The following is a 19,339-nucleotide window of genomic DNA, read 5'->3' on the forward strand; positions in this document are numbered from 1 at the left end:
TGCAATCATTGCAATATTTTTCTATCGTTTTATAAGCTGAAATTCCACCTTGCTCAGATAATAAAACCTCGTCATTTATGGCTACATTACGTGTTCGTTATAATCTTTGTTCATCACAACTATTTAGCTCTCTTTTTTCTGCTTTACATATTTTTTATCCCTAGCCCACATCACAGATCCATTTGTTTTCTTCAATTCAAAGAGATCAATCGCAGCAAAGAGGTCACTTAGCTTTTCAAACCCAAAATTACGTTGATCAAATGAAGCATGATTAGAAATATGACTGCCAATTGGCCCTAACTGTGACCAACCATCATCATCACGGTGGGCGTTAATGGCTTGTCGGAGCATATTGATTAACTTGGTATCACCTTTGATATTAATCGTTGGCTCTTGAGTCGGCTTTTCTATCACATCTGTGTCATCTAAATATAAAAACTTAGAACAACTATTCACGAATGCTTTAGGCGCTTTGCGTTCACCGAAGCCCAATACAGATTTTCCGTCAGCGAGTAGTCTTGTAACCAATGGTGTGAAATCACAATCAGAAGATACTAAGCACACAGCATCGATATCTTTGGTGTATAGGATATCCATCGCGTCGATTACGAGCGCAATATCTGTGGCGTTTTTTCCTTTGGTTAAATCAAACTGCTGAATCGGTTGAATGGCATATTCATGAAGTACAGCTTCCCACTTCTTTAAATTCTCACTTTTCCAGTTACCATAGGCTTTGCGGATGTTTACCACACCATAACGAGCGAGTTCAGAGAGGATGACATCTATTTTTGCGGCGGGGGCATTATCAGCATCGATGAATAGTGCTATTTTTTCTTTATCTTTCAAAACAATCCGTGTTTCTGTGGGTTTCCGATGCCTCACTATAATGAAAATAGTTCTCGATTGAAATGCTTAAAATCAATTAAATAACGAGCAATTGATTTAGGTAAATTTCTCGCCATTATTATCTATCAAGTAACTTTCTAACAAGCCCCATACTGACCAATCACCGTATCGTAAAACATTTGAATATGCGGTGCTGTGTTGGAGATTGACGTTGCCATGCCGATGTATTGTTCTTTTTTAAAATCGGCGATGGGAATAAAGGCGACGTCGTATGGGATGACGCATTCGATAAATTACTCGCTGTTGAAGCTTCACTTTTCTGACAATCACTAGCTGTTATAGTTGAGTTGATTTTCAACCAACTCACTATGACGTTTAAATATCGATGTTAGTTGTTTCTTCTGACTAGCCAACACATCAAGAGAAAGTACATTAAACAATTACTTATCAATAGTTTAAATTATATAACCGAGACCAGCATACGCTAATAACACGTCATTTACACATGCTTGTCACTCGCCTCTCACTTGAATAATTTCAACGTTACTAAAAGACGTTGTCGCTGGTTTTCCTGTCAGCGTAAATTCGATGGCCACGTAGTTATTACGCGTTTTTTGCGCTGACTTGGTATATAGCCATTTTTGAACACCTAATATTGCGCTCGCATCGAATAACCCATCGTGATCAGAAGCTACCACTTCAATATCCGATGCATTACCGTCTTTTTCAATACTGAAATTGACCAAAACAGCACCTTCTATTTTGTTTTTTATCGCATATTTAGGATAAATCGGCAGCGCTCTTTTAATAACGGAGACTTCAGTAGCCGCAGCTTCCGCCTGATTGCCAGCATGACTTTGGAAAGTAATTGAGCTTAGTATGAGTAAAACCCCAGCAGGCATCAAATACCAAGTGTTAGTGATTCGCTTAAAAAAGTCATTTGCACGTATCTTCATGTTTTTACTTTGTATTAATGGGTAGTGAGCGATCTCTGTTAATTTTAATAAGGTGTAGTTTGTAAACTTATTAAAACAATGATTACATACGTAATTGACACTTATAATTACAATTGTAATCAAAGGTGTCAATGGCTAATTCTCAATAGAAGTAATTTATGGTGAGATTGAAGGTTGGAAAAGTGACTTTGCCGCTAAATAACTGAATATAGGAATTAAGCCCTAAACAAACAGTGATGAGTGATTAATAGTACCATGGCTGCTGGACGCAACCATGGAACTTCAGTTTAGTTGTGGTGTTTATTCAAATGCTGTTTCAGTAAATCTTTACCATAGTCGTTGCCGTTCGGCGTGCGGATCATGGTGTGAATGTGATTACGGGTTGGGTTTCTATCTTTCGATGGAACGCCTACTGGCGCTTGATGATCAAATTCAATTAGAACGACAGGGCTATGAATTCTATAGTAAAAAACACCATTATCAGTCGTTTCACCAGCCCAGCCAAACCATGTTTTGTCGATGTGTTGTTGAATATCGTCCATTTTCACTTTGGCGTGGCCGTCACGCATTTTTCCAATGTATTGGTCAGTCAAGGCAAGTAAATCCGCACGCTGTTTAGGTGTCATATCTTTTGCATTTACGCCTTGATAGCCCAACGTCAAATTGTCTTGAAAACCAGCGGCTTTTAGATTTTCACGGCGTTTTTCGTCAATACGTGCTGTTGTTTGTTGATCGGCATTCAGACTTTTCATCAATGCTAAACCAAGGTTTTGTTCGTCTTGAAACAGCAAGTTTCCTTCGTGCTTACCCGACGTAGCCAGCACTGGCTATGCCCCCATAAATGCGGGAGAGAACACCACTTGGTCGACTAAGATAAAGTAGTTAATAGCCAGATGATGACCATCAATTTGCCAGCCCCATGACTGAGTTTCTGACGGTGTCCCCATGATGGTAATAAAATATAATTCTTCATCGAGGTGCGGCGCACCATTGTTGAGTTCACGTAATGTTTGGTCGGTTTTCATGATGTCGCGCGTTTGCTGTAAGCCACGCGCACTCAAGGAAGTTCGCAACATGTTAAATGCCGCCATTTTTTGATCGGTCGTCATTTCTTTAAGACTAACGCCTTGGCTGTCGTAAATACCATTATCGACGTTTAACCATTTACGCCATTCAATATCGTCAACTGAAAATGATGTCTTTTCTTGTTGTTCTGGCGATAATTGCGCTAGGAATAACTGCGCCGCGTCGACGATGGGTTTAGTGGAAACACCAGTAGACTTAATTGGAAATAGCCCCGATTGAATACCATCAGAGGTGCGGACACCGACAAATTTTTGCGCCAAAGCATCTGACTCTCTCTTGGCAAATGCTCTAGTTGCACCTTCCATGCCTTTAGATTTCTGTATTTTATTAGCCGATGTAACACCTTTGTCTGCAACAACCTCGTTTTGACCGCATTCAGCAAGACTGGCTGCAATGATTACTGCTAATAACGATTTCATAGAGTATTCCTTAATTAGGGTTCTAGAATAATTAAGTAAAAATAAAGACTTAAATTATTAATTAATAAAAGTTATTCAATTTAATATTAAATATCTATTAGTTCGAAATTAAAGTCTAAAACATTTACACTAATTTGCATTCAAGAAACCGATTGAGAACTGTCTAGAAATGAAAATTGAAACAATGCCAAATGGCCAACTAACACAACGCCTAAATGGTGAAACTGTTACTCACGATGCAATTGAGCTTTTCGCTAACAAAAAAGTCGCCCTGTTTGCCGTTCCCGGTGCTTTCACTCCAACCTGTTCCGCATCTCATTTACCAGGTTTTGTCGCACTAGCAGATAAAATCAAAGCCAAAGGTGTCGATGCGATTGTTTGCTTATCTGTTAATGATGCATTTGTCATGGAAGCTTGGGGGCAAGCTCATAATGCTGAAGAAATCATGATGCTAGGCGACGGTGATGGCAGTTACACCAAGGCATTAGGGTTAGATAAAGAAACCGGTGCTTTCGGCGGTATTCGCTCACAGCGTTATTCGATGATTGTTGATAATGGCGTGGTAACTAATTTAAACGTTGAGCAACCAAAAGAATTTAAAATTAGCGATGCCGAAACATTGTTAGGCCAGCTTTAAGTAGAACTTATGCAAGGACGCGTTTATGTCATTTAAAAAAGTAGCATTCCCTTTAGTTGTTGGCGCTATTACAGCCATTATTTATAGCGAAATAAAAAAAGAATCTGCCACTGACGCTACCTTAGATTCATTGCCGACATCGGTCACTGAATCAGTGATTCAGACGACTCATGTCGAACACACCGCGTCTTCCGTGTCGAAAAAGGAAGTCCCAGCCGCCACTATTAAGCCAACCATTACCGTGTGTGAGGCTACTGTTGAAGGGGCTATTTTAAATAACGAACAAATGAGCGAGTTAGACGCTAACGATATTAAAATGCGACAAGTCATTGCTGACACATTGACACTAGAGAGTGAGTTTACGGCCTTAATCACTAATCAGAACGACGCAGAGACTAGGATAGAAAGAACGTCACAGCTTAGTGAAAAATATCCAGATAATCCGTTAGTTTCTTATGAATTACTCTCGCTTTGTAGTAACAGTGAATATACCTGCTCACCCGAACTCGTTACATCAACAGTGCAAAAAGATCCAAACAATGGTGCTGCGTGGTTGTTGTCTGCTATTTATCACGCGTCCAATAATGATACCAAATCTGCTGAAGCCGCTATTATTGAAGCCTCAAAGGCACCGAACTTTAATGATCATTGGAGTGACTATTCTTCAACTTTTTCAACTGCATATAAACAAGCTGGTGCAGTAGAAGGCGTCGAACTCGACGTTTTAGTAATGGGATATGTTGCCGCTCTATCGAGCCCTAGCTATGGCGCACTATTCAAGTTGTGTAAACAGGCACCTGTTGATAACACAGCGTTGCTTGAAGCTTGTCTTACTTCGGGGCAGTTATTTGCTGACGAAAGTTCGGCTCAAATCTCACGATTAATCGGCAGTAACATTCAAAAGAACGTGCTAACGAAACTTGGTCATACTGATGAATTAGCGCGTATTGTGCAGGCAAGAAACGAGATGTTCGCTATCAATGAACAACAAAGTAAAGCACTCGATTTAATATGGCGCAATCAAGCACTGCGAGGAGAATGGCAAGCTGAACTCATTAGAAATGGCGAAGTAAAAGCAGCACAATTTGCCATAGATGAAGCTATAAGAATGTCTAACGATCCAACCATTGATGAGTGTCTGACAGTCAATTAACGTGATCTGTAATTTGCATCACTAATTCTCGAACAGGCGCACGCCGTTGCGTAGAAATAAATTTAAAAATTGCGGGATACAGTTTTTGATGGACCTGTGCTCGGTTGACTCCTTTGCGATCTTCACACAACGAGACTCCCATTGCTTTGTGGGTATGTGTGCATTGATCTAAATAGACAAAATGCCCTTCACCGTTGTTTAAAGAAACTAGCGTTGCATTAGGCACAAGCTCAGTGAACCGTTTAGCGTGTTGTTTAAATGGTAGAAAATCATTTTGCTGCGAGCCTACAACTAATAGCGGCACCGTAAGGCGCTGGAGGCTTTTTGACGTCAATAGGTGTCCGTCCGCAGGGTCGAGTGCGATCAGTCGTTTTACTCGATCATCTTTAAATGACACAAGCTCATTTTTTGATTTTGATTCAATAGCTTGTATTCCTTTTGTATACAAACAACTACGGTCGGCAACCGATTTTTTCGATCCGCAATAATCTAATGCCATCTTCTTGTCAGCTTGGGCGCCCGCTAGCATCAACGCGGCCATGCCACCCGATGAGTGTCCGATGGCGGTAATATTTGTCCAATTGATCTGAATATCTGACAATGGTTTGTCGCTACCCGCCAATCGATTTGAAGAAAGCTGATCTAATGTCGCCTTAACATCGGCTGGGCGTAAATCAATGCTTAATACAGACGACGGTTTCATGGTCTCGATACCATAACTCCAAGACTCACCAAAATGATCAATGCCAACCACGACAAACCCGTGAGATGCCATGGCATAGCCGATCCAATTGTGAGATTTAACCGACCCCATTGCGCCGTGCATTAACAATATTGCCTGATCCTTTCGCACATTGGGGGCTAAACACATTTGGGATTTAATACATTCAGCGTCGAGTTTTTTTGGATACCATATGCGTAATTTAATGGGGCGATTGTTTAACGGATTTTTCGTTTCAAGTGCTATCACTTGAGTATTTGATGGTGGTTGTGTCGCGTTAACCATGTTGCTCAGCACGGCGAGCATAAAGAGAACAATAGTTTTCATGAAGGATTTCCGTTGATTTAAGTGCTATCAACTATGAACCTTTAATTAAGCAAGCTATAGTGCCAAATACCTAACTTTACGATTAGCTATGTTAGCGCAATCAATATTGAGCGCACGGCTCTGATTGAAGATCTCGTTTATAGTATTCAAGAAGGGATCAGTAACGCCATTAGACATGGTGAAGCAACCACCATTGATATTGAAATAACGCACCAAGAGGCTGGCATTTCCATTGCCTTAATTGATAATGGCAGACCAGAGCAATCGCAAACTACTTTCAGATCCAAATTTGGTAACGGATTAACGGGTATGAAAGAGCGTTTGTCTCAATACAATGCTCAGATCAACTTATCTCAGAACAAAAAAAATGGCTTTACACTAACGATAGCGCTTCCCATGGCGCAATGTGTAACGAACCATCTTGATGTTAATAACTAGGAAATTTTATGATTAAAATAGGTATTGTCGACGATCAAATGATTGTCCGCTCTGGGCTAGTTAACCTGATAACTATAAATGACAATCACCACATAACTTTTGAAGCGAATAACGGGTTATAAGCGATTAAATGTCTTAAAAATCATACGGTAGATATTTTAATTACCGATCTAAAAATACCGGAAATGAATGGCATAACGCTGATAAGAAACTTACGTTTATCTCACCCCAATTTACCTATTTTGGTATTAACCACCTTCGACGACAATGAACTATTTGTTCAGGCTATTAAAGAGGGCGCTAACGGGTTTTTACTAAAAGATGTAGAGTACGACAAGCTTGAACATGCCATTGGTGCCATTGCGGCTGGCGAATATTTGTTTGAACCGCAAGTACTGGCCAACAACGCCTTACCCACCACACAACCACAAATTTCTATAGAATCACTGACTGACACAGAGAAACAAATATTACGCTATGCTGCCGCAGGTTTTTCCAATAAAGAGATAGCGGCTAACATGTATTTAGCAAGTGGTACGGTGAAAAACTACATCAGTAAAATTTTAGACAAGATGCAAAGCCGCGATAGAACGCAAGCCGTCGTTAAAGCCATTCAACTAAAAATCATATAACACAACAAATACCCAACAAACCAACACCTTAGAGAAATTAGTTAGCATTTTCAGTGAAAATTTTTCATACCCACGCCACTTAAAAATAGGTGAACTCAACATTTTTTAGTAGCGCGGATCTCGGTTGGTTAACAAATCATGATGAAGTGACTTTTCGCCAACCTTCAACATGTGAAGTTTGCCAAAATAGCACTAACAGTCGCGTAGCCAGTCCTAACAGCAGCGCGCCAACAATGCCAAAACCTAATCCTGTCTCCAGAGCGCTATTGGCACTGAAATACGAAAAGTCCATTAACTTGATAAAACCACCGACAACGACAAAAACAGCCGCTGTCACAGCAAAGCGATTGATGTTCTTAAGTAAAACGCTAAAGCCGCGGATCAGCGCTTTTTTCTCACGAGCCACCGTGAAATTCAGTGCAAAACTAAACCATGACACACTCAATAGCCATGCGATGACTAATAATGCTGTCATCAACTTTTTAACAGTGCCATCTGTCATAGTCACCAACACCGCTGCCGCGCCACAAAGTACCACAGGCACTATTATCCAGCGCAAAAAGAGCCCTAATGCCGGAAATAAATTGCGACCCGCATGAGACAGCCAAATCGACAGCTTTAACTCACCGTCTTGTGCGCTCGCCATCGTGCCCGCCGCTAACGCTACTTTAGTTAAAAACAACAGCGGCAGTGTCAATACTAATACTAAAACACCGTAAACAAACGCAGGGTTGTTTGAAATGGCATCAATGAGCACTGTAAGGTGCTCGCTTGAGCCAACTGGCGTCACAGCTAGGTTTACCGCTAAGCTCTTTTCGCCAAAGCGAAATAACACAAAGTATGCTGGTAGCAATATTAACATTTCAATAAACAGCGTGGCGAAAGCAACCCATTTCATTTTCCACATCAAAGATAGTGTATTTTTCATGTCAGGCTCCTAGAGTGGCAAGGCAATGCTAAATGCATGCTGAATGTTTTGTAGTAACGAAATAGCCCAGCGCCAAGATTGATTTCCTTGCTTGGCCACACGCTTGGTGTTGTTTGAAAAGTCTTTATCTAATAGCACCTTAAATTCAGGGTCGATCATCACTTCAACTAATTTTTTGTCTGATTCCCAGTGCCATTTAGTCCATGGAATGGTGTCATCAGGCTGCCATTGTCGCGTCTCGGTTGAGCCGTCTTCAAATGTTAGCAACACATCAACTTGTGGCGGGTGGAGCTCACCATTGCGCACTAAGGTTACTTGATGTACAAATCCGTCACCTTTTGCGGGCTTGCTAAAACTTGGCTCACTTCCGTCGTCATTAAAGGTATAGCCGCCAGCCATTTGTTTGTGACCGCTAACGACTGATTTCACTTTAAAATCAATGTTCTTAATGGTGTTAATAGCATCGTTTAAGTAAGTCGCCATACTCGGGTCGATTTCATTGGCAATGGCAATAAAGTCTTGCGTTGCAGGGTGTTTAAATGCCCAACGTTGATAATAGGCCTTTAGCAACTGATCTATTTTATCCTTGCCCCAAACACGTTCAACGGTATTTAAAATTGTCGCCGGTTTCGAATAAGAATTAGTGCTGTAACCTGCACGGCTAACATATTTCCAGCCATGCGTTTTCACCGGATCTAATGTCGGCGTTTGTGCCGTGCGAATATGATGCACGGTAGGCATATCAACGGAAAACTGTGCGAATTGAAGAATATTTTCTTGGTCAAATGTTTCGCTCATGATGCGACCTTCGGTATAACTATTAATACCTTCGTCCATCCAAGATTCTTCAAACTCATTGGATGCAAAAATACCTTGCCAGTAGTTGTGACCAATCTCATGAATGGTCACCATCGCTGCCACATGCATATATTCTGAGTAATCCAAATCGGTATTGGTTGTTACTAATGTTGGATATTCCATGCCACCAGCACCGCCCGCATTTTCAGGCGGTTGCACTAAGGTCATGGTTGAGTACGGATAAGCACCTACTTTTTCGTCAAACCATTTAAATGACGCTTTGGCCGCATCAAATTGATTTTGAATAGATTTTTCAGAAAGTGGCGTTTGATGAAGTAAACGAATAGTTATGCCGTTCCACTCTGCCGTTGCTTCACTAAATTTAGAATCTGCAGTCCACACAAAATCATGAACATCTTCAGCTTGGTAGTGATGAGTGGTTAACGAATCTTGCGAACTCTTTCTTTACCAAATAACCGGTTGCGCCAACAAGATAATCACTTGGCGTTGTGATTTCGACATCGTAGTTACCAAAGTCAGAAAAGAACTCAGTGTTGGCATGATAGTTATGGTTTACCCACTTTCCTTTGTAGAATACGCCCGGCTTTGGAAACCATTGCGCGACAAAGTTAAAGGTATCGCCATTGTGGCCACTACGTGCGAATACCTTAGGCAGTTGACTAGTGAAAGCGATATGTAAAGTGACTTCTTCATTAGGCATTAATGGCTGCGCTAGCTTATAGGTCGCGACATCACCGTCAGCGATCCAGCTTTGCGATACATCATCACCATTGGCATTATTAACGCTGGTGACTTGAACATAGCCAAATTTATCTTGTCCATCACCTTCACGAGAATCACCACGTAAACGGCCACCATTACTTTCTTTCATGAAGATAGTATCTGTGCGTGAAAATGCATTGAGATAAAGATGAAATGGGATTTCGTTTAACGTTACGTCAGTGGTATTTCTCCAACGTAGTGTCATAGTGGCATCAACGCGATGTTTTTCGGCGTCGAGAGTTGCTTTGATGTGGGTATGGTGCACTCGATCTGTGTGCGGTCCTGGCATACGCAAGGCAGACGCCATTGCGGAAGAAGTACAAAGTACTCCAATAAGCAGGACAATTCGTTGCAAGGCTTGCATTGGATTTCCTTAAAATTGCGTTTTAATGGCAAAAATAGCAATGCCACAAAAACAGTTATTGTTATTATAAAACGCAATCAGGGTAAACCATGAGGTTTACTTTGTTAAGTATTAATCTGTAACTAATTTTAAACAAATTAAAACATTGAATTTATTATGCTAATTTTATTTTAATTACATTAACGTAACAAGGCTATCCAACTAGCCCCATGATTAAAATCCACAAACCTAAAACTGTTTTCAGTGCTTTGGTATTAATGTAAGTCGCAATAGTGCTGGCGACAATACCGCCAATTATCGCTGCTGGCCCTGCGTACATGACAATATCCCAAACGGCTGCTCCTTGTTCACCTAAATGTATTGGCGCCGCGGCCCACACAGTTATCGCTGTAACAACAACGGCACTGGCAATCGCCATGGTGACGCAAAATCCTCTAAAAATTAAATATAAAACCAGTATTTCGCCGACACCAACCGATAATAGCGCCGTAATAATGCCACCGAAAAAACCAATGATGGATAGCATGACATAATCAGCGCTTTTTAAGTGGCTGTGATTATCTGCTTTAATTTTAATCCAATAAATTTGAATCAATAACGATAAGCCTAACGCGATAGAAAACCAGCTAAATTGATGTGCTAGCGATGTGCCGCCCCCAATCGCTAATAAATGTTGCGCCCAAATACCCAGCGCTGACGTAGTGCCAACCAATAAGATTATTTGAGCAAAGGAAATCCATTTAGGATCATGTCGATGACGACACAGATAATAGAGCGTCCACGTTATCGCGCCCGCGGTCATGCCAAAGCTTTGAATGCCAAAACTCGTCGATATGGCCTGTGCTTCTGACAACCCGAGATGATTAAAAACAGGAATGAAAACAACACCGCCACCAGCACCCGACAAGTTAGCGAAAATAGCACCCACCAAGCCAAGTAGCGTATTGAGTAAATTAGTCGCTAATTGCTGGTGTTCAGGAAAAGAAATATTGGCGAAAACAAGCCAACACATTGCGAGCACAATGGGTATAAATCGAAAATGTAGCAGACGGCTGAACAACGTTGGGGTTCCTAAAGGAGCGCGAATAGCCTTGTACCATACGCAAAGTGTAGTAACCGAGCAATAGCCTCGCTGAAAAATAGGCTGCTATCGTAAACAGCCTATTCACTGAGCTCTACTGAATGATGGTCAGTTTCTGTTTTAACTTCAAAATACTGCCTGCTGAAATGCGATTCCAACGTACAATATCTTTAATCGATACCTTATAAGCACGACCAATATCCCACAGATTATCGCCATATTTGACAGTGTGTACTACCTTGCGTCCTTTTTTTGTAGAGCTTAGCCACATCGACTTATCAAAATCTACTAAAGGAATAGTTAGCGTCTGACCAATATAAATTCGATTTGAATTTAAATCATTAGCCTGCTTAATTTCATTAATTTTAGTGTCATGTTTAGCAGCAATTCGACTTAAGCTATCACCCGATTTCACTTTGTATTCTAACCAGCGCATCCAGTTTTTAGGATCTGTTTGCGAAAGCTTCTTACGTAACACAGATGCTTTGTTTGCTGGCATCACTAACTGGTGACCATCGTTAGGCATAGTCACCAAGAAATTTAATCCCGGATTAAGCTGTTGCAAACGGTTTATTTCAACACCACTCCACTTCGCAGCAAGCTCTAAATCAAGCTGGTTATTGACACTAACAAAGCCGATAGCAGGCTCGTTAGCAATAGGCGTAAACTCGTAATCTAATCGTTCGTGATGTTTAAGAATATCAGCTATTGCTAATAATTTAGGCACAAAGTCATTGGTTTCGGAAGGTAATTTAAGTGACCAAAAGTCAGTCCCCTTACCCGCTTTACGATTGCGTTGAATTGCTCGACCAACACGACCTTCACCAGAATTAAATGCCGCAACCGCGTTTAGCCAGTCCTCATCGAAGGTATCGTGGAAAAACTCAAAGTAAGAAAGCGCTGCGTTTGTTGACTCTATGACATCGCGACGACCGTCAAACCATTTATTGATGCGAACATCGAAACGCTTGGCGCTTGCTGGCATAAACTGCCACAATCCAACCGCACTTTTGTGAGAAACACCATAGGGTAAATAGGCACTTTCAACGATTGGCAGCAACGCCAATTCAAGGGGCATATTGCGCTTTTCGATTTCTTCTACGATGTAATGTAAGTAAGGCTCGGCGCGCTTAGAAATCGTTGCCATGAACCGTGGATGACTCAGATAATATTTTTTCCACTTCTTTACCGCTGGTTGATTCGGCACTTCAATAGACAACTGCGAACGAATACGTTGCCAGACATCCTCATGTTCATGAGGCGCTAGCACCTTAGGTTCTATGACAACAACTGGCGGTGGTGTCTCAACAACGACAGGCTCTATCACTTCATTGATTTCTGGTGGTGCTTCTTGTTGCGGCGTTTGCTGACACGCGGCCAAAACAAAGACCACACATACTAATGTCAGTTTTTTCATTATGTTTGTTCCTAACTCTTTATAATTTTAAATAAATTCGAGGATTTATTCGGTGCTCTTGGCTTAGCATTTCAAAATGTAAGTGGGGGCCAGTGACTCGGCCAGTCGCACCAACGGTTCCAATTTTTTGCCCTGCAGTTACAACATCCCCTGCCTTGACGTTTATGGTATCAAGATGGGCATACAGGCTTTGAATGTTTCCCTGGTGCTCAATTAATATAACGTTCCCATAATTACGATGTAGCGTGGAGCCATCGGCGACTTTGATAACACCTGAAAAACTCGCCACAATATCAGTGCCCGTTGATGCCGCAAAATCAATCCCTTTATGGGGTTTCTTGCTGCGGAAACTATTCACCTCATCGTAATCGGAAGATATTCTCGCATTAGCTACCGGAATCAAACCTTGTTGTGGCTTAACATCATCTAACTGAACAACTATTGGCTGCGCAGCCAAAATGGAGGTGAACATAATAGACACCAATCCGATTAACGCAAGCTGATAATACTTAATGTTTTTTCTAATGACCTCACTAGACATAGCCGCGCGTATCCTTTGCTCAAAATCCTGTTTTTGGAATCTAGCCCCTGAAAAGTATGCATGTAAGCCACTGTCTGGCTTATTATTAGTTAACTTCAAACAAGCAACCAAAGCTTGCGCATAATCTAATTGCTGTGTTGGATTATGTGCTAACACCTGACGATCACAGTCAAGTTCCATTGCCTGTAAGAAGCGCTGCTCCATATAGCGTATAAAAGGATTAAACCAGTTTAGACATGCAATCAACCGCACCAGAATAACCGCTTGGGGATCTCTATTTTTAATGTGTGTAAGCTCATGTTGAATCAGTAAATTCAATTGTGATGTCGGCATTGATAACACCTGTCTCGAAATGATTATGCGAGGTTTAAAAAAACCAAAAACGAACGGTGATATTTGTTGATCAGTTACTCGAATATCGGTGGTGGTGTTAATCCGATCATCATTAAACCGCACCGTGTTTTTTACTAATCGATACGATTTTATTAATGATATGACAAACTTCACCACACCTAATAGCATGCCAAAAACAAGAATCGAAAGTACCATATCATTGAAATAATTAATAAATACCAGTTCACTAAAATCACTGACTGTTTGTTTTTCAGCATGATGGTGTGATGTACCACTATCAATTAGCACTTGTGGGATTAGCCCGGCACCATGCCAAAATGAGATAGGAACAAGCGGCACGAGAGACAACAAGATCCATGCCTGCCAAAATCGCGCCCATTGGGTTAATTGCGGATAAAAATGATGAAGGATCACGGCCACGCCATAGAGCAATGCACTCCAACAAACAAAGAGTACAATTTGCGCACCAAAACCATTAAACAGTGATAAAGCGTCCATTTTGTTATGCCTCTTTGTTATCGTTACTTAAGTCTTTAAGCAACTTTTCTAAATCAGCAATCTCACCATCATCAATCAATTTACTATCGGTGAACATAGCAACGGGCAATGGGCCGTCGAGTTCAAATACACGCTTTGCAAAGTCTTGAGCGAAGCTCGCCAGTGTTTTCACTTTATCGACTTGCGCGGTATAAATTCGCTTATTGCCCTCACTCGTAATATTAACTAGTCCCTTTTCTCCCATGCGCTCTAGAGTTTTTCGGGTCGACGAATAACTCCAATGAAACTGCGCTTCAATCTCATCGTGTAGTTCTCGTGCTGTGCGTGGTTGACGTTGCCATAGCACTTTCAAAATCTCTAATTCAGGAGCAGTTGGTTGCATAAATTTACTCTCGTATCATCCAGTTCAATAATAGAACAACATAATGCGACAACTGTCGCAACAAAGTCAACACCTAATGTGACGCTTGTCGCACATAATGTTTAGGTTTCTAAATTAGATAATATTTTTCAGCGAGTTAGTTTTTTAATTTCTTTTTCTAGAGCAAGAGAAGACAAGCAAGGTGAACCAGTTTTTCCTGCATTTTTTTTAACTAATTGAGTGATTGCCGCATTAACAAGACTGGCTTGATGATGCACTTTTGCCAAATCAACAATAGCGCCATTGAGATAATCAATCTCGGTCTGGCGACCGAGTATAAAATCTTCATACATCGATGAACGCGCTGTGGGATCTATTTTTAACATGGACGAGGCGACTATTTTATAGAGCCACGCTGGTAATGATAAAACGAGCGGAATGATTTTAGGGCGCACTTTACCCGATTTTACTGGCTCAATACCCGCGCCTTTAAACACTATTAAGGCCTCTGAAATTGCTTGCGCTAAAATCCGACGATAAGCACGATCAGACAACTCCTCTAATAATGGAATTCCTGATAACGCATTGATTGCATTATTTAAATTAAGTAGCAGCTTAGTCCATTGAATATTGCGAATGTCATTGTAAATATCAACACTCAATCGCGCCGAATCAAGTGCAGCAATCAGTTCGCTTGCGCTATTATTTGGGTCTTCTAATGCAATATTACCTTCTGTGCCGCAGTGCAACTTACCGTCGCCTTTAGTTAATACATTAAATGGCACCATACCCGATAGAACGGTGAACATGGGAAGATGCTGTCGCAACACATCACCGTTGGTCACACCATTTTGTAAACTGACAATCACCGCAGATGATTTGGCGTGTTGCGCAATATCCTGAGCGATAGCTTCAGTGTCACCACTTTTTACGGTAACTAGAATAAAATCGGCGTTTGCTAGCGCACTGAGTTCGAGTGAATAGTTAAGACGTTCTGGGGCTAAGTATTCTTGTCTACCACGCCAATCTGTTAACATTAGGCCATGACTTTGCAGTTGTTGCTGCATACGTTGACGACCAATAAACGTCACATCAACCTTGGTAGATGTTAAACATCCACCGATATAACAACCGATGCTTCCGGCGCCAACAATGGCTATTTTACATTGTGTCTCTAAAACTGAATCCATGAAAACTCGATGTATTATAGAAACTTAATCTAATAATACCTCTATTTTCGTCACTATTTGGAAATTAAATATTTATCTAATTCTGTTTGTGTCATGACATGAATATCACTCGCTGGTGCAGCATTTAGTGTGAAGAAATAGAATTCAGGGCCTAACTCATTTCCCAACATTTCTCTAACAAAGGTCAACTGTGCACCGTGTGCTGCATCATCTTTACTAAGTAAGTGAGCGGATTTCCCTTTCACACAACACCATGAATGAACACCAACCTTACCCCCTTTGTTGTATTCACGTTTGAATCCAGCCGCAAAAAGATCTACGCCGCCAGAGTTGATGTCGCCATTGGATTTTACCACAGTTGTTAGCTTGGCATTTCTAATCAAACGTCCGGTATGCATGTTAATAGCATCGTTTACTGAGCCGTCTATTTCTTGCAGAACTAATGTATCAATATTCGTATTATTCTTAATTAATTCATCCATTTGAATATATGTTTCAGTACCTAAGGTACCATTAAGTGTGGCTGTATTATCTAGGGTCTGTTGATCTTTGTGGTTCAAATTTTGTTCAATCTAAAAGGGTTTTGGGCAAGGCATGAGGATTGATGCTGGGTTTACCCCAGTGAATGACGAATAACGCCGCACAAAATACTTTTAGGTGAATCCTACGGACAGCATTTGTTTGTTATTTCTACGGCGTTATCGCCTATTCGTGTATTGCTACAGGGATGTAGCTCATTAGGATAATGCAGGAGCTATTATCGAGCCAGCTACACCACATAGGCTCTGCCTTGTAGAAACCCCAAACAAATTGCTGCAAAAATGAACTCAAAAGATCAACAGACCCTAATACTTCAATGCTGCTATTACCCGCGCCAAAGAACGATTCGTTAATTACCATACGTATATTAAACATATCTTGATTTACCACATTTTGTACATTTCCTTCATAAACAAAGTTGTCACGATCAGGCGTCAGCGTAATATTAGCGCCCTTAAGTACTGAGTCACCCGCGTGATTTTTAATAACAATGGCTAGTGTTTTTTCGGGTTCGTTTTTGTCTGGATTAAATCCAAACGTCACCAAACCTTTTTCAAATTCTGGACTTTGCATCGCGAGCTGTAATTGTTCACATACGTAAATATCTTCTTGCATGAAGTCGGCAGATCCTAGCGGATGGCTTGCATCTTCATTGCTATTCTTAGCCTTTACTTTATTGATCCAGAAGCCAGCACTAATAGTACTTTGTTTGATGAATTCGTAACTCGATTTATTAGCGACCTTGGTGCGTATGATCACACGCGTTTTATCCACCGCTAGCGGAATAATTTGGAACACTGACCAAGTCGATTCTGATTCCGCCAAACCGATACCTGGGAAAAACATTGGTACCCAGCTGCCTTGGTTTTCATCACTTGCTTCATACACTAATGGCATTGGTGAGTTCTTTGCTAAGTTGCGTTGATACTCATCAGACAGTGGCTCCCAAAATCTGAAGTGAGAACCTTCGAAACCAAACTCCGCTTTTTTGTGGTTATACATGTTGAGTGTGCCTGCGTGCAGTTGTGCAAGGTGATAGTGGTCGATTTAGTTTTCCACCACAATTTTCCAATTGGCGTTAATTTCTTCAACAACAATCTCTCCTTTCGCTTCAACAAGTCACTCGACATCGTGAGGGCCAAGATGGGGGGGAGATCGGAGCGAACCATTGCGCTAGTGACATAGCGTTAATATCTGGATGAGCCCAGATCATGCCGCGCCATATTCCAACATTGGCGGGCGTGAGTTTATAACAAGCTTTATCGATCCCAGCGAATTCTTGCTTTTGTTTTGGTAGTGACTTTAGTTCACCTTGCGAATTGTAAGTCCAATCGTGATAAGGACAAACCAATTTACCCCGCGTATTGCCTTTGCCACTAACGAGTTGCGTGCCGCGATGACGACAACGGTTGTGAAAGGCAAGTAATTGACTGTCTGCGCCGAGAATAACAACGATATTATTTAACCCAGCTTGAACGGTGAGGAAATCTCCTTCTTCTTTTAGTTCTTCAATGAATCCTGCAAAAGCCCACGTTTGCGAAAAGATATGGCGTTGTTCTAGCGCAAAGAACTTGGGATCTGTGTAAGTCGCAACGGGCAGCGAATCATTTTTAGTCATACTGAACTCCTCACCATAAATTGTCACTTTGACAAATTATAGACTATACTGAGCCTAGTAATATTGTCAACATGACAAATAATAGGATTTTGATATAGTGTAATCGTTAAATATTGAGGGTATATTTTATGGCACGGCCTAGTATGGCAGGACAACGCCGCGAAGAGATTTTAGATGCATTGGAACAATGTATTCTAAAAAGCGGTATTCAAGCAGCATCATTAGAAAGTATTGCAGAAACAGCAGGTATGAAACGTACAATATTACGTCATTATATCGGTAACAGAGACGATATTATTGTGGCGTTGAGTGAACGTTGGTCAGCTAAGTATTCTCAACAATGGCTTGATTTACTCTCTTGGTTACCAAAAACGAATCGCGTTGAGGCCTTGATAGATTCGCTGTTTTCATCACGTTCTCAAGAAATGATTAACAGCACTATTATTGGTGAAGCCATTTTTTCAGAAGCCAAACGCTTAGCTCCAATCAAAGCCCACCAACAACAGACAATGCAAGAGTTTGTTAACCACTTTATTAAGGAATGTCACCAGCAACACCCAGACACAGATCAATCGCGTATTGAGCTTGTTGCTTATGGTGTCTACTCAAATTATTTAATGAATGAATCTATCTTGCCATTAGGTTTGTATGACGAAATGTATAAGCTTAAACAGGTCTCGATGCTACTTTGTTCACAGTTGTCGAACAAATAGTCAACTTTGATAAATTTTCTCTCTGACAATATATTGTCGTATAATCTATATTGCTATTCATTGTTTATCAGTGAGTGTTATCTATGTTCAGCTTTAAATCACTACGTACTACATTAATCATCCTTATTGGCATATACGCATCAGGAGCAATGGCTGGTTCAGCAACTAAAATAACGCTGTCAGGCGTTGATAAGCGCAGTGCTATTACTCAAGTTCCTGAGCTATGGTTCGATTTTGAAAAAGCAAATTATCTTCACTCCACACTCAAATCAAGCCCGAAAAAGGTGTATGTTGTGTATGACGCCTTTGCTAAAGATTATCTACAAGCCGATGTATTAATTGGTTATGACGTACGTGATTTAAAACGCTATAAGCACAGTGAAGCTATTAGTTTAGATAAATTTACTCAGGTGCTTGCTCAGGGGGTTCATTCAAGCAAGCAATTGACCGATGCGTGGCAAACCTTTGATTATCGAAAACAAGTTATACCAATTGCATTAAGTAAGTGATCTTGTTGTGCGTAGATAAAATCAGCTAAAACAAGGCGCTCGATTGACTAATAGCTGGCTATTAGGATTGAGAGCAACGCCATTTTAGTTAATTTTAACAAGTACAAGTGGGCAAATATTTAATGCAATTGGTATTAAAGCCGTATTAGAAATTCACACGCTAGCGAGTCTAGGTAACAAAGAGCAAGTTGCTCTCTATGTACAATATCAATAGGAGAAAATCATGCGTTCATTTTGGCCATTTGTCGGCATTTTATTATTAATTTGGGTCGCCTATGATTTATATGCTGGCTACACCATTCTTTGGGATGTTGTGTATAAAAAGGTTGAACCAACTAAATACTGGGCAGTACTAGGCGGTTGGACATTATTAGCGTTGAGTTGTTTCTTTTCTTGGGGCGGTGAAGAAGAGTAGATAGCCTCAATTAG

At 40.9% G+C, this 19,339-nt stretch carries 21 protein-coding genes and 1 pseudogene; 7 read left to right on the plus strand and 15 right to left on the minus strand.

Going from position 1 to position 19,339, the window contains the following annotated elements; all coding sequences use genetic code 11:
• Positions 1–123: 123 nt before the first annotated feature.
• The 3 genes and pseudogenes from ACMAZF_RS19255 to ACMAZF_RS19265 form a co-directional block, all read right to left on the minus strand.
• Complete coding sequence (locus ACMAZF_RS19255; protein ID WP_435275321.1) at positions 124–846, minus strand: NYN domain-containing protein; 723 nt, start codon at positions 844–846, stop codon at positions 124–126.
• Between the two features lie 512 nt (positions 847–1,358).
• A complete protein-coding gene (locus ACMAZF_RS19260) occupies positions 1,359–1,802 on the minus strand; it encodes an energy transducer TonB (RefSeq protein ID WP_435275322.1) in 444 nt (147 codons plus the stop codon).
• A 287-nt stretch (positions 1,803–2,089) separates the two neighbouring features.
• Positions 2,090–3,307: pseudogene (locus tag ACMAZF_RS19265) on the minus strand (DUF3500 domain-containing protein).
• A 169-nt stretch (positions 3,308–3,476) separates the two neighbouring features.
• Here ACMAZF_RS19265 and ACMAZF_RS19270 point away from each other — a divergent pair.
• On the plus strand, positions 3,477–3,944 hold the full coding sequence (locus ACMAZF_RS19270) for a peroxiredoxin (RefSeq protein WP_435275323.1): 468 nt from the start codon (positions 3,477–3,479) through the stop codon (positions 3,942–3,944).
• A 25-nt stretch (positions 3,945–3,969) separates the two neighbouring features.
• On the plus strand, positions 3,970–5,097 hold the full coding sequence (locus ACMAZF_RS19275) for a hypothetical protein (RefSeq protein ID WP_435275324.1): 1,128 nt from the start codon (positions 3,970–3,972) through the stop codon (positions 5,095–5,097).
• On the opposite strand, the gene ACMAZF_RS19280 is transcribed toward ACMAZF_RS19275, so the two are convergent.
• On the minus strand, positions 5,090–6,145 hold the full coding sequence (locus ACMAZF_RS19280; protein ID WP_435275325.1) for an alpha/beta hydrolase family protein: 1,056 nt from the start codon (positions 6,143–6,145) through the stop codon (positions 5,090–5,092). The genes ACMAZF_RS19275 and ACMAZF_RS19280 overlap by 8 nt on opposite strands.
• A gap of 123 nt (positions 6,146–6,268) precedes the next feature.
• On the opposite strand from ACMAZF_RS19280, the gene ACMAZF_RS19285 reads away from it, so the two are divergent.
• Together ACMAZF_RS19285 and ACMAZF_RS19290 are read left to right on the plus strand one after the other, a co-directional pair.
• Positions 6,269–6,583 carry a sensor histidine kinase gene (locus tag ACMAZF_RS19285; protein ID WP_435277289.1) on the plus strand — a complete coding sequence of 105 codons (315 nt, stop codon included), beginning with the start codon at positions 6,269–6,271 and terminating at the stop codon, positions 6,581–6,583.
• A 125-nt stretch (positions 6,584–6,708) separates the two neighbouring features.
• On the plus strand, positions 6,709–7,215 hold the full coding sequence (locus ACMAZF_RS19290) for a response regulator (RefSeq protein ID WP_435277290.1): 507 nt from the start codon (positions 6,709–6,711) through the stop codon (positions 7,213–7,215).
• Between the two features lie 136 nt (positions 7,216–7,351).
• Here ACMAZF_RS19290 and ACMAZF_RS19295 read toward each other — a convergent pair whose 3' ends face one another.
• The 11 genes from ACMAZF_RS19295 to ACMAZF_RS19345 all read right to left on the minus strand — a co-directional run bounded on the left by ACMAZF_RS19295 (position 7,352) and on the right by ACMAZF_RS19345 (position 17,688).
• A complete protein-coding gene (locus ACMAZF_RS19295; RefSeq protein WP_435275326.1) occupies positions 7,352–8,143 on the minus strand; it encodes a hypothetical protein in 792 nt (263 codons plus the stop codon).
• 9 nt (positions 8,144–8,152) lie between these two features.
• Positions 8,153–9,343, minus strand: a complete 1,191-nt coding sequence (locus ACMAZF_RS19300) for a M1 family aminopeptidase (protein ID WP_435275327.1) — start codon at positions 9,341–9,343, stop codon at positions 8,153–8,155.
• Positions 9,344–9,359: 16 nt separating this feature from the next.
• Positions 9,360–10,088 carry a hypothetical protein gene (locus tag ACMAZF_RS19305; RefSeq protein ID WP_435275328.1) on the minus strand — a complete coding sequence of 243 codons (729 nt, stop codon included), beginning with the start codon at positions 10,086–10,088 and terminating at the stop codon, positions 9,360–9,362.
• A 193-nt stretch (positions 10,089–10,281) separates the two neighbouring features.
• Positions 10,282–11,100 carry a sulfite exporter TauE/SafE family protein gene (locus ACMAZF_RS19310; RefSeq protein WP_435275329.1) on the minus strand — a complete coding sequence of 273 codons (819 nt, stop codon included), beginning with the start codon at positions 11,098–11,100 and terminating at the stop codon, positions 10,282–10,284.
• A 163-nt stretch (positions 11,101–11,263) separates the two neighbouring features.
• Positions 11,264–12,586 (minus strand): LysM peptidoglycan-binding domain-containing protein, encoded by a 1,323-nt coding sequence (locus ACMAZF_RS19315; RefSeq protein ID WP_435275330.1) that lies wholly within the window; start codon positions 12,584–12,586, stop codon positions 11,264–11,266.
• A 19-nt stretch (positions 12,587–12,605) separates the two neighbouring features.
• Positions 12,606–13,979 carry a peptidoglycan DD-metalloendopeptidase family protein gene (locus ACMAZF_RS19320; RefSeq protein WP_435275331.1) on the minus strand — a complete coding sequence of 458 codons (1,374 nt, stop codon included), beginning with the start codon at positions 13,977–13,979 and terminating at the stop codon, positions 12,606–12,608.
• 4 nt (positions 13,980–13,983) lie between these two features.
• Positions 13,984–14,361 carry a BlaI/MecI/CopY family transcriptional regulator gene (locus tag ACMAZF_RS19325; protein ID WP_435275332.1) on the minus strand — a complete coding sequence of 126 codons (378 nt, stop codon included), beginning with the start codon at positions 14,359–14,361 and terminating at the stop codon, positions 13,984–13,986.
• 128 nt (positions 14,362–14,489) lie between these two features.
• The gene (locus tag ACMAZF_RS19330) at positions 14,490–15,530 is read right to left on the minus strand and encodes a 2-dehydropantoate 2-reductase (RefSeq protein WP_435275333.1); all 1,041 of its coding nucleotides are present in this window, start codon (positions 15,528–15,530) and stop codon (positions 14,490–14,492) included.
• A 53-nt stretch (positions 15,531–15,583) separates the two neighbouring features.
• A complete protein-coding gene (locus ACMAZF_RS19335) occupies positions 15,584–16,090 on the minus strand; it encodes a hypothetical protein (RefSeq protein WP_435275334.1) in 507 nt (168 codons plus the stop codon).
• A 145-nt stretch (positions 16,091–16,235) separates the two neighbouring features.
• Positions 16,236–17,117, minus strand: a complete 882-nt coding sequence (locus tag ACMAZF_RS19340; protein ID WP_435277291.1) for an RHO alpha subunit C-terminal catalytic domain-containing protein — start codon at positions 17,115–17,117, stop codon at positions 16,236–16,238.
• Positions 17,118–17,181: 64 nt separating this feature from the next.
• Positions 17,182–17,688 (minus strand): aromatic ring-hydroxylating oxygenase subunit alpha, encoded by a 507-nt coding sequence (locus ACMAZF_RS19345; protein WP_435275335.1) that lies wholly within the window; start codon positions 17,686–17,688, stop codon positions 17,182–17,184.
• A 128-nt stretch (positions 17,689–17,816) separates the two neighbouring features.
• On the opposite strand from ACMAZF_RS19345, the gene ACMAZF_RS19350 reads away from it, so the two are divergent.
• From ACMAZF_RS19350 to ACMAZF_RS19360, 3 genes are all read left to right on the plus strand, one after another.
• A complete protein-coding gene (locus ACMAZF_RS19350; protein WP_435275336.1) occupies positions 17,817–18,401 on the plus strand; it encodes a TetR/AcrR family transcriptional regulator in 585 nt (194 codons plus the stop codon).
• Between the two features lie 83 nt (positions 18,402–18,484).
• Complete coding sequence (locus ACMAZF_RS19355; RefSeq protein WP_435275337.1) at positions 18,485–18,910, plus strand: hypothetical protein; 426 nt, start codon at positions 18,485–18,487, stop codon at positions 18,908–18,910.
• Positions 18,911–19,133: 223 nt separating this feature from the next.
• On the plus strand, positions 19,134–19,325 hold the full coding sequence (locus ACMAZF_RS19360) for a hypothetical protein (protein ID WP_435275338.1): 192 nt from the start codon (positions 19,134–19,136) through the stop codon (positions 19,323–19,325).
• Positions 19,326–19,339 lie beyond the last annotated feature (14 nt).

The organism is Psychrobium sp. nBUS_13, from assembly GCF_051201665.1.
Classification (GTDB): Bacteria; Pseudomonadota; Gammaproteobacteria; order Enterobacterales; family Psychrobiaceae; genus Psychrobium.

Excerpts from the sequence above, each read along its gene's own strand:
- ACMAZF_RS19280 (WP_435275325.1), bottom strand. The coding sequence starts at position 6,145 with ATGAAAACTATTGTTCTCTTTATGCTCGCCGTGCTGAGCAACATGGTT.
- ACMAZF_RS19355 (WP_435275337.1), top strand. The coding sequence starts at position 18,485 with ATGTTCAGCTTTAAATCACTACGTACTACATTAATCATCCTTATTGGC.
- ACMAZF_RS19345 (WP_435275335.1), bottom strand. The coding sequence starts at position 17,688 with ATGACTAAAAATGATTCGCTGCCCGTTGCGACTTACACAGATCCCAAG.
- ACMAZF_RS19295 (WP_435275326.1), bottom strand. The coding sequence starts at position 8,143 with ATGAAAAATACACTATCTTTGATGTGGAAAATGAAATGGGTTGCTTTC.
- ACMAZF_RS19270 (WP_435275323.1), top strand. The coding sequence starts at position 3,477 with ATGAAAATTGAAACAATGCCAAATGGCCAACTAACACAACGCCTAAAT.
- ACMAZF_RS19360 (WP_435275338.1), top strand. The coding sequence starts at position 19,134 with ATGCGTTCATTTTGGCCATTTGTCGGCATTTTATTATTAATTTGGGTC.
- ACMAZF_RS19260 (WP_435275322.1), bottom strand. The coding sequence starts at position 1,802 with ATGAAGATACGTGCAAATGACTTTTTTAAGCGAATCACTAACACTTGG.
- ACMAZF_RS19320 (WP_435275331.1), bottom strand. The coding sequence starts at position 13,979 with ATGGACGCTTTATCACTGTTTAATGGTTTTGGTGCGCAAATTGTACTC.
- ACMAZF_RS19305 (WP_435275328.1), bottom strand. The coding sequence starts at position 10,088 with ATGCAAGCCTTGCAACGAATTGTCCTGCTTATTGGAGTACTTTGTACT.
- ACMAZF_RS19325 (WP_435275332.1), bottom strand. The coding sequence starts at position 14,361 with ATGCAACCAACTGCTCCTGAATTAGAGATTTTGAAAGTGCTATGGCAA.
- ACMAZF_RS19310 (WP_435275329.1), bottom strand. The coding sequence starts at position 11,100 with ATGTGTTGGCTTGTTTTCGCCAATATTTCTTTTCCTGAACACCAGCAA.
- ACMAZF_RS19275 (WP_435275324.1), top strand. The coding sequence starts at position 3,970 with ATGTCATTTAAAAAAGTAGCATTCCCTTTAGTTGTTGGCGCTATTACA.
- ACMAZF_RS19350 (WP_435275336.1), top strand. The coding sequence starts at position 17,817 with ATGGCACGGCCTAGTATGGCAGGACAACGCCGCGAAGAGATTTTAGAT.
- ACMAZF_RS19330 (WP_435275333.1), bottom strand. The coding sequence starts at position 15,530 with ATGGATTCAGTTTTAGAGACACAATGTAAAATAGCCATTGTTGGCGCC.
- ACMAZF_RS19315 (WP_435275330.1), bottom strand. The coding sequence starts at position 12,586 with ATGAAAAAACTGACATTAGTATGTGTGGTCTTTGTTTTGGCCGCGTGT.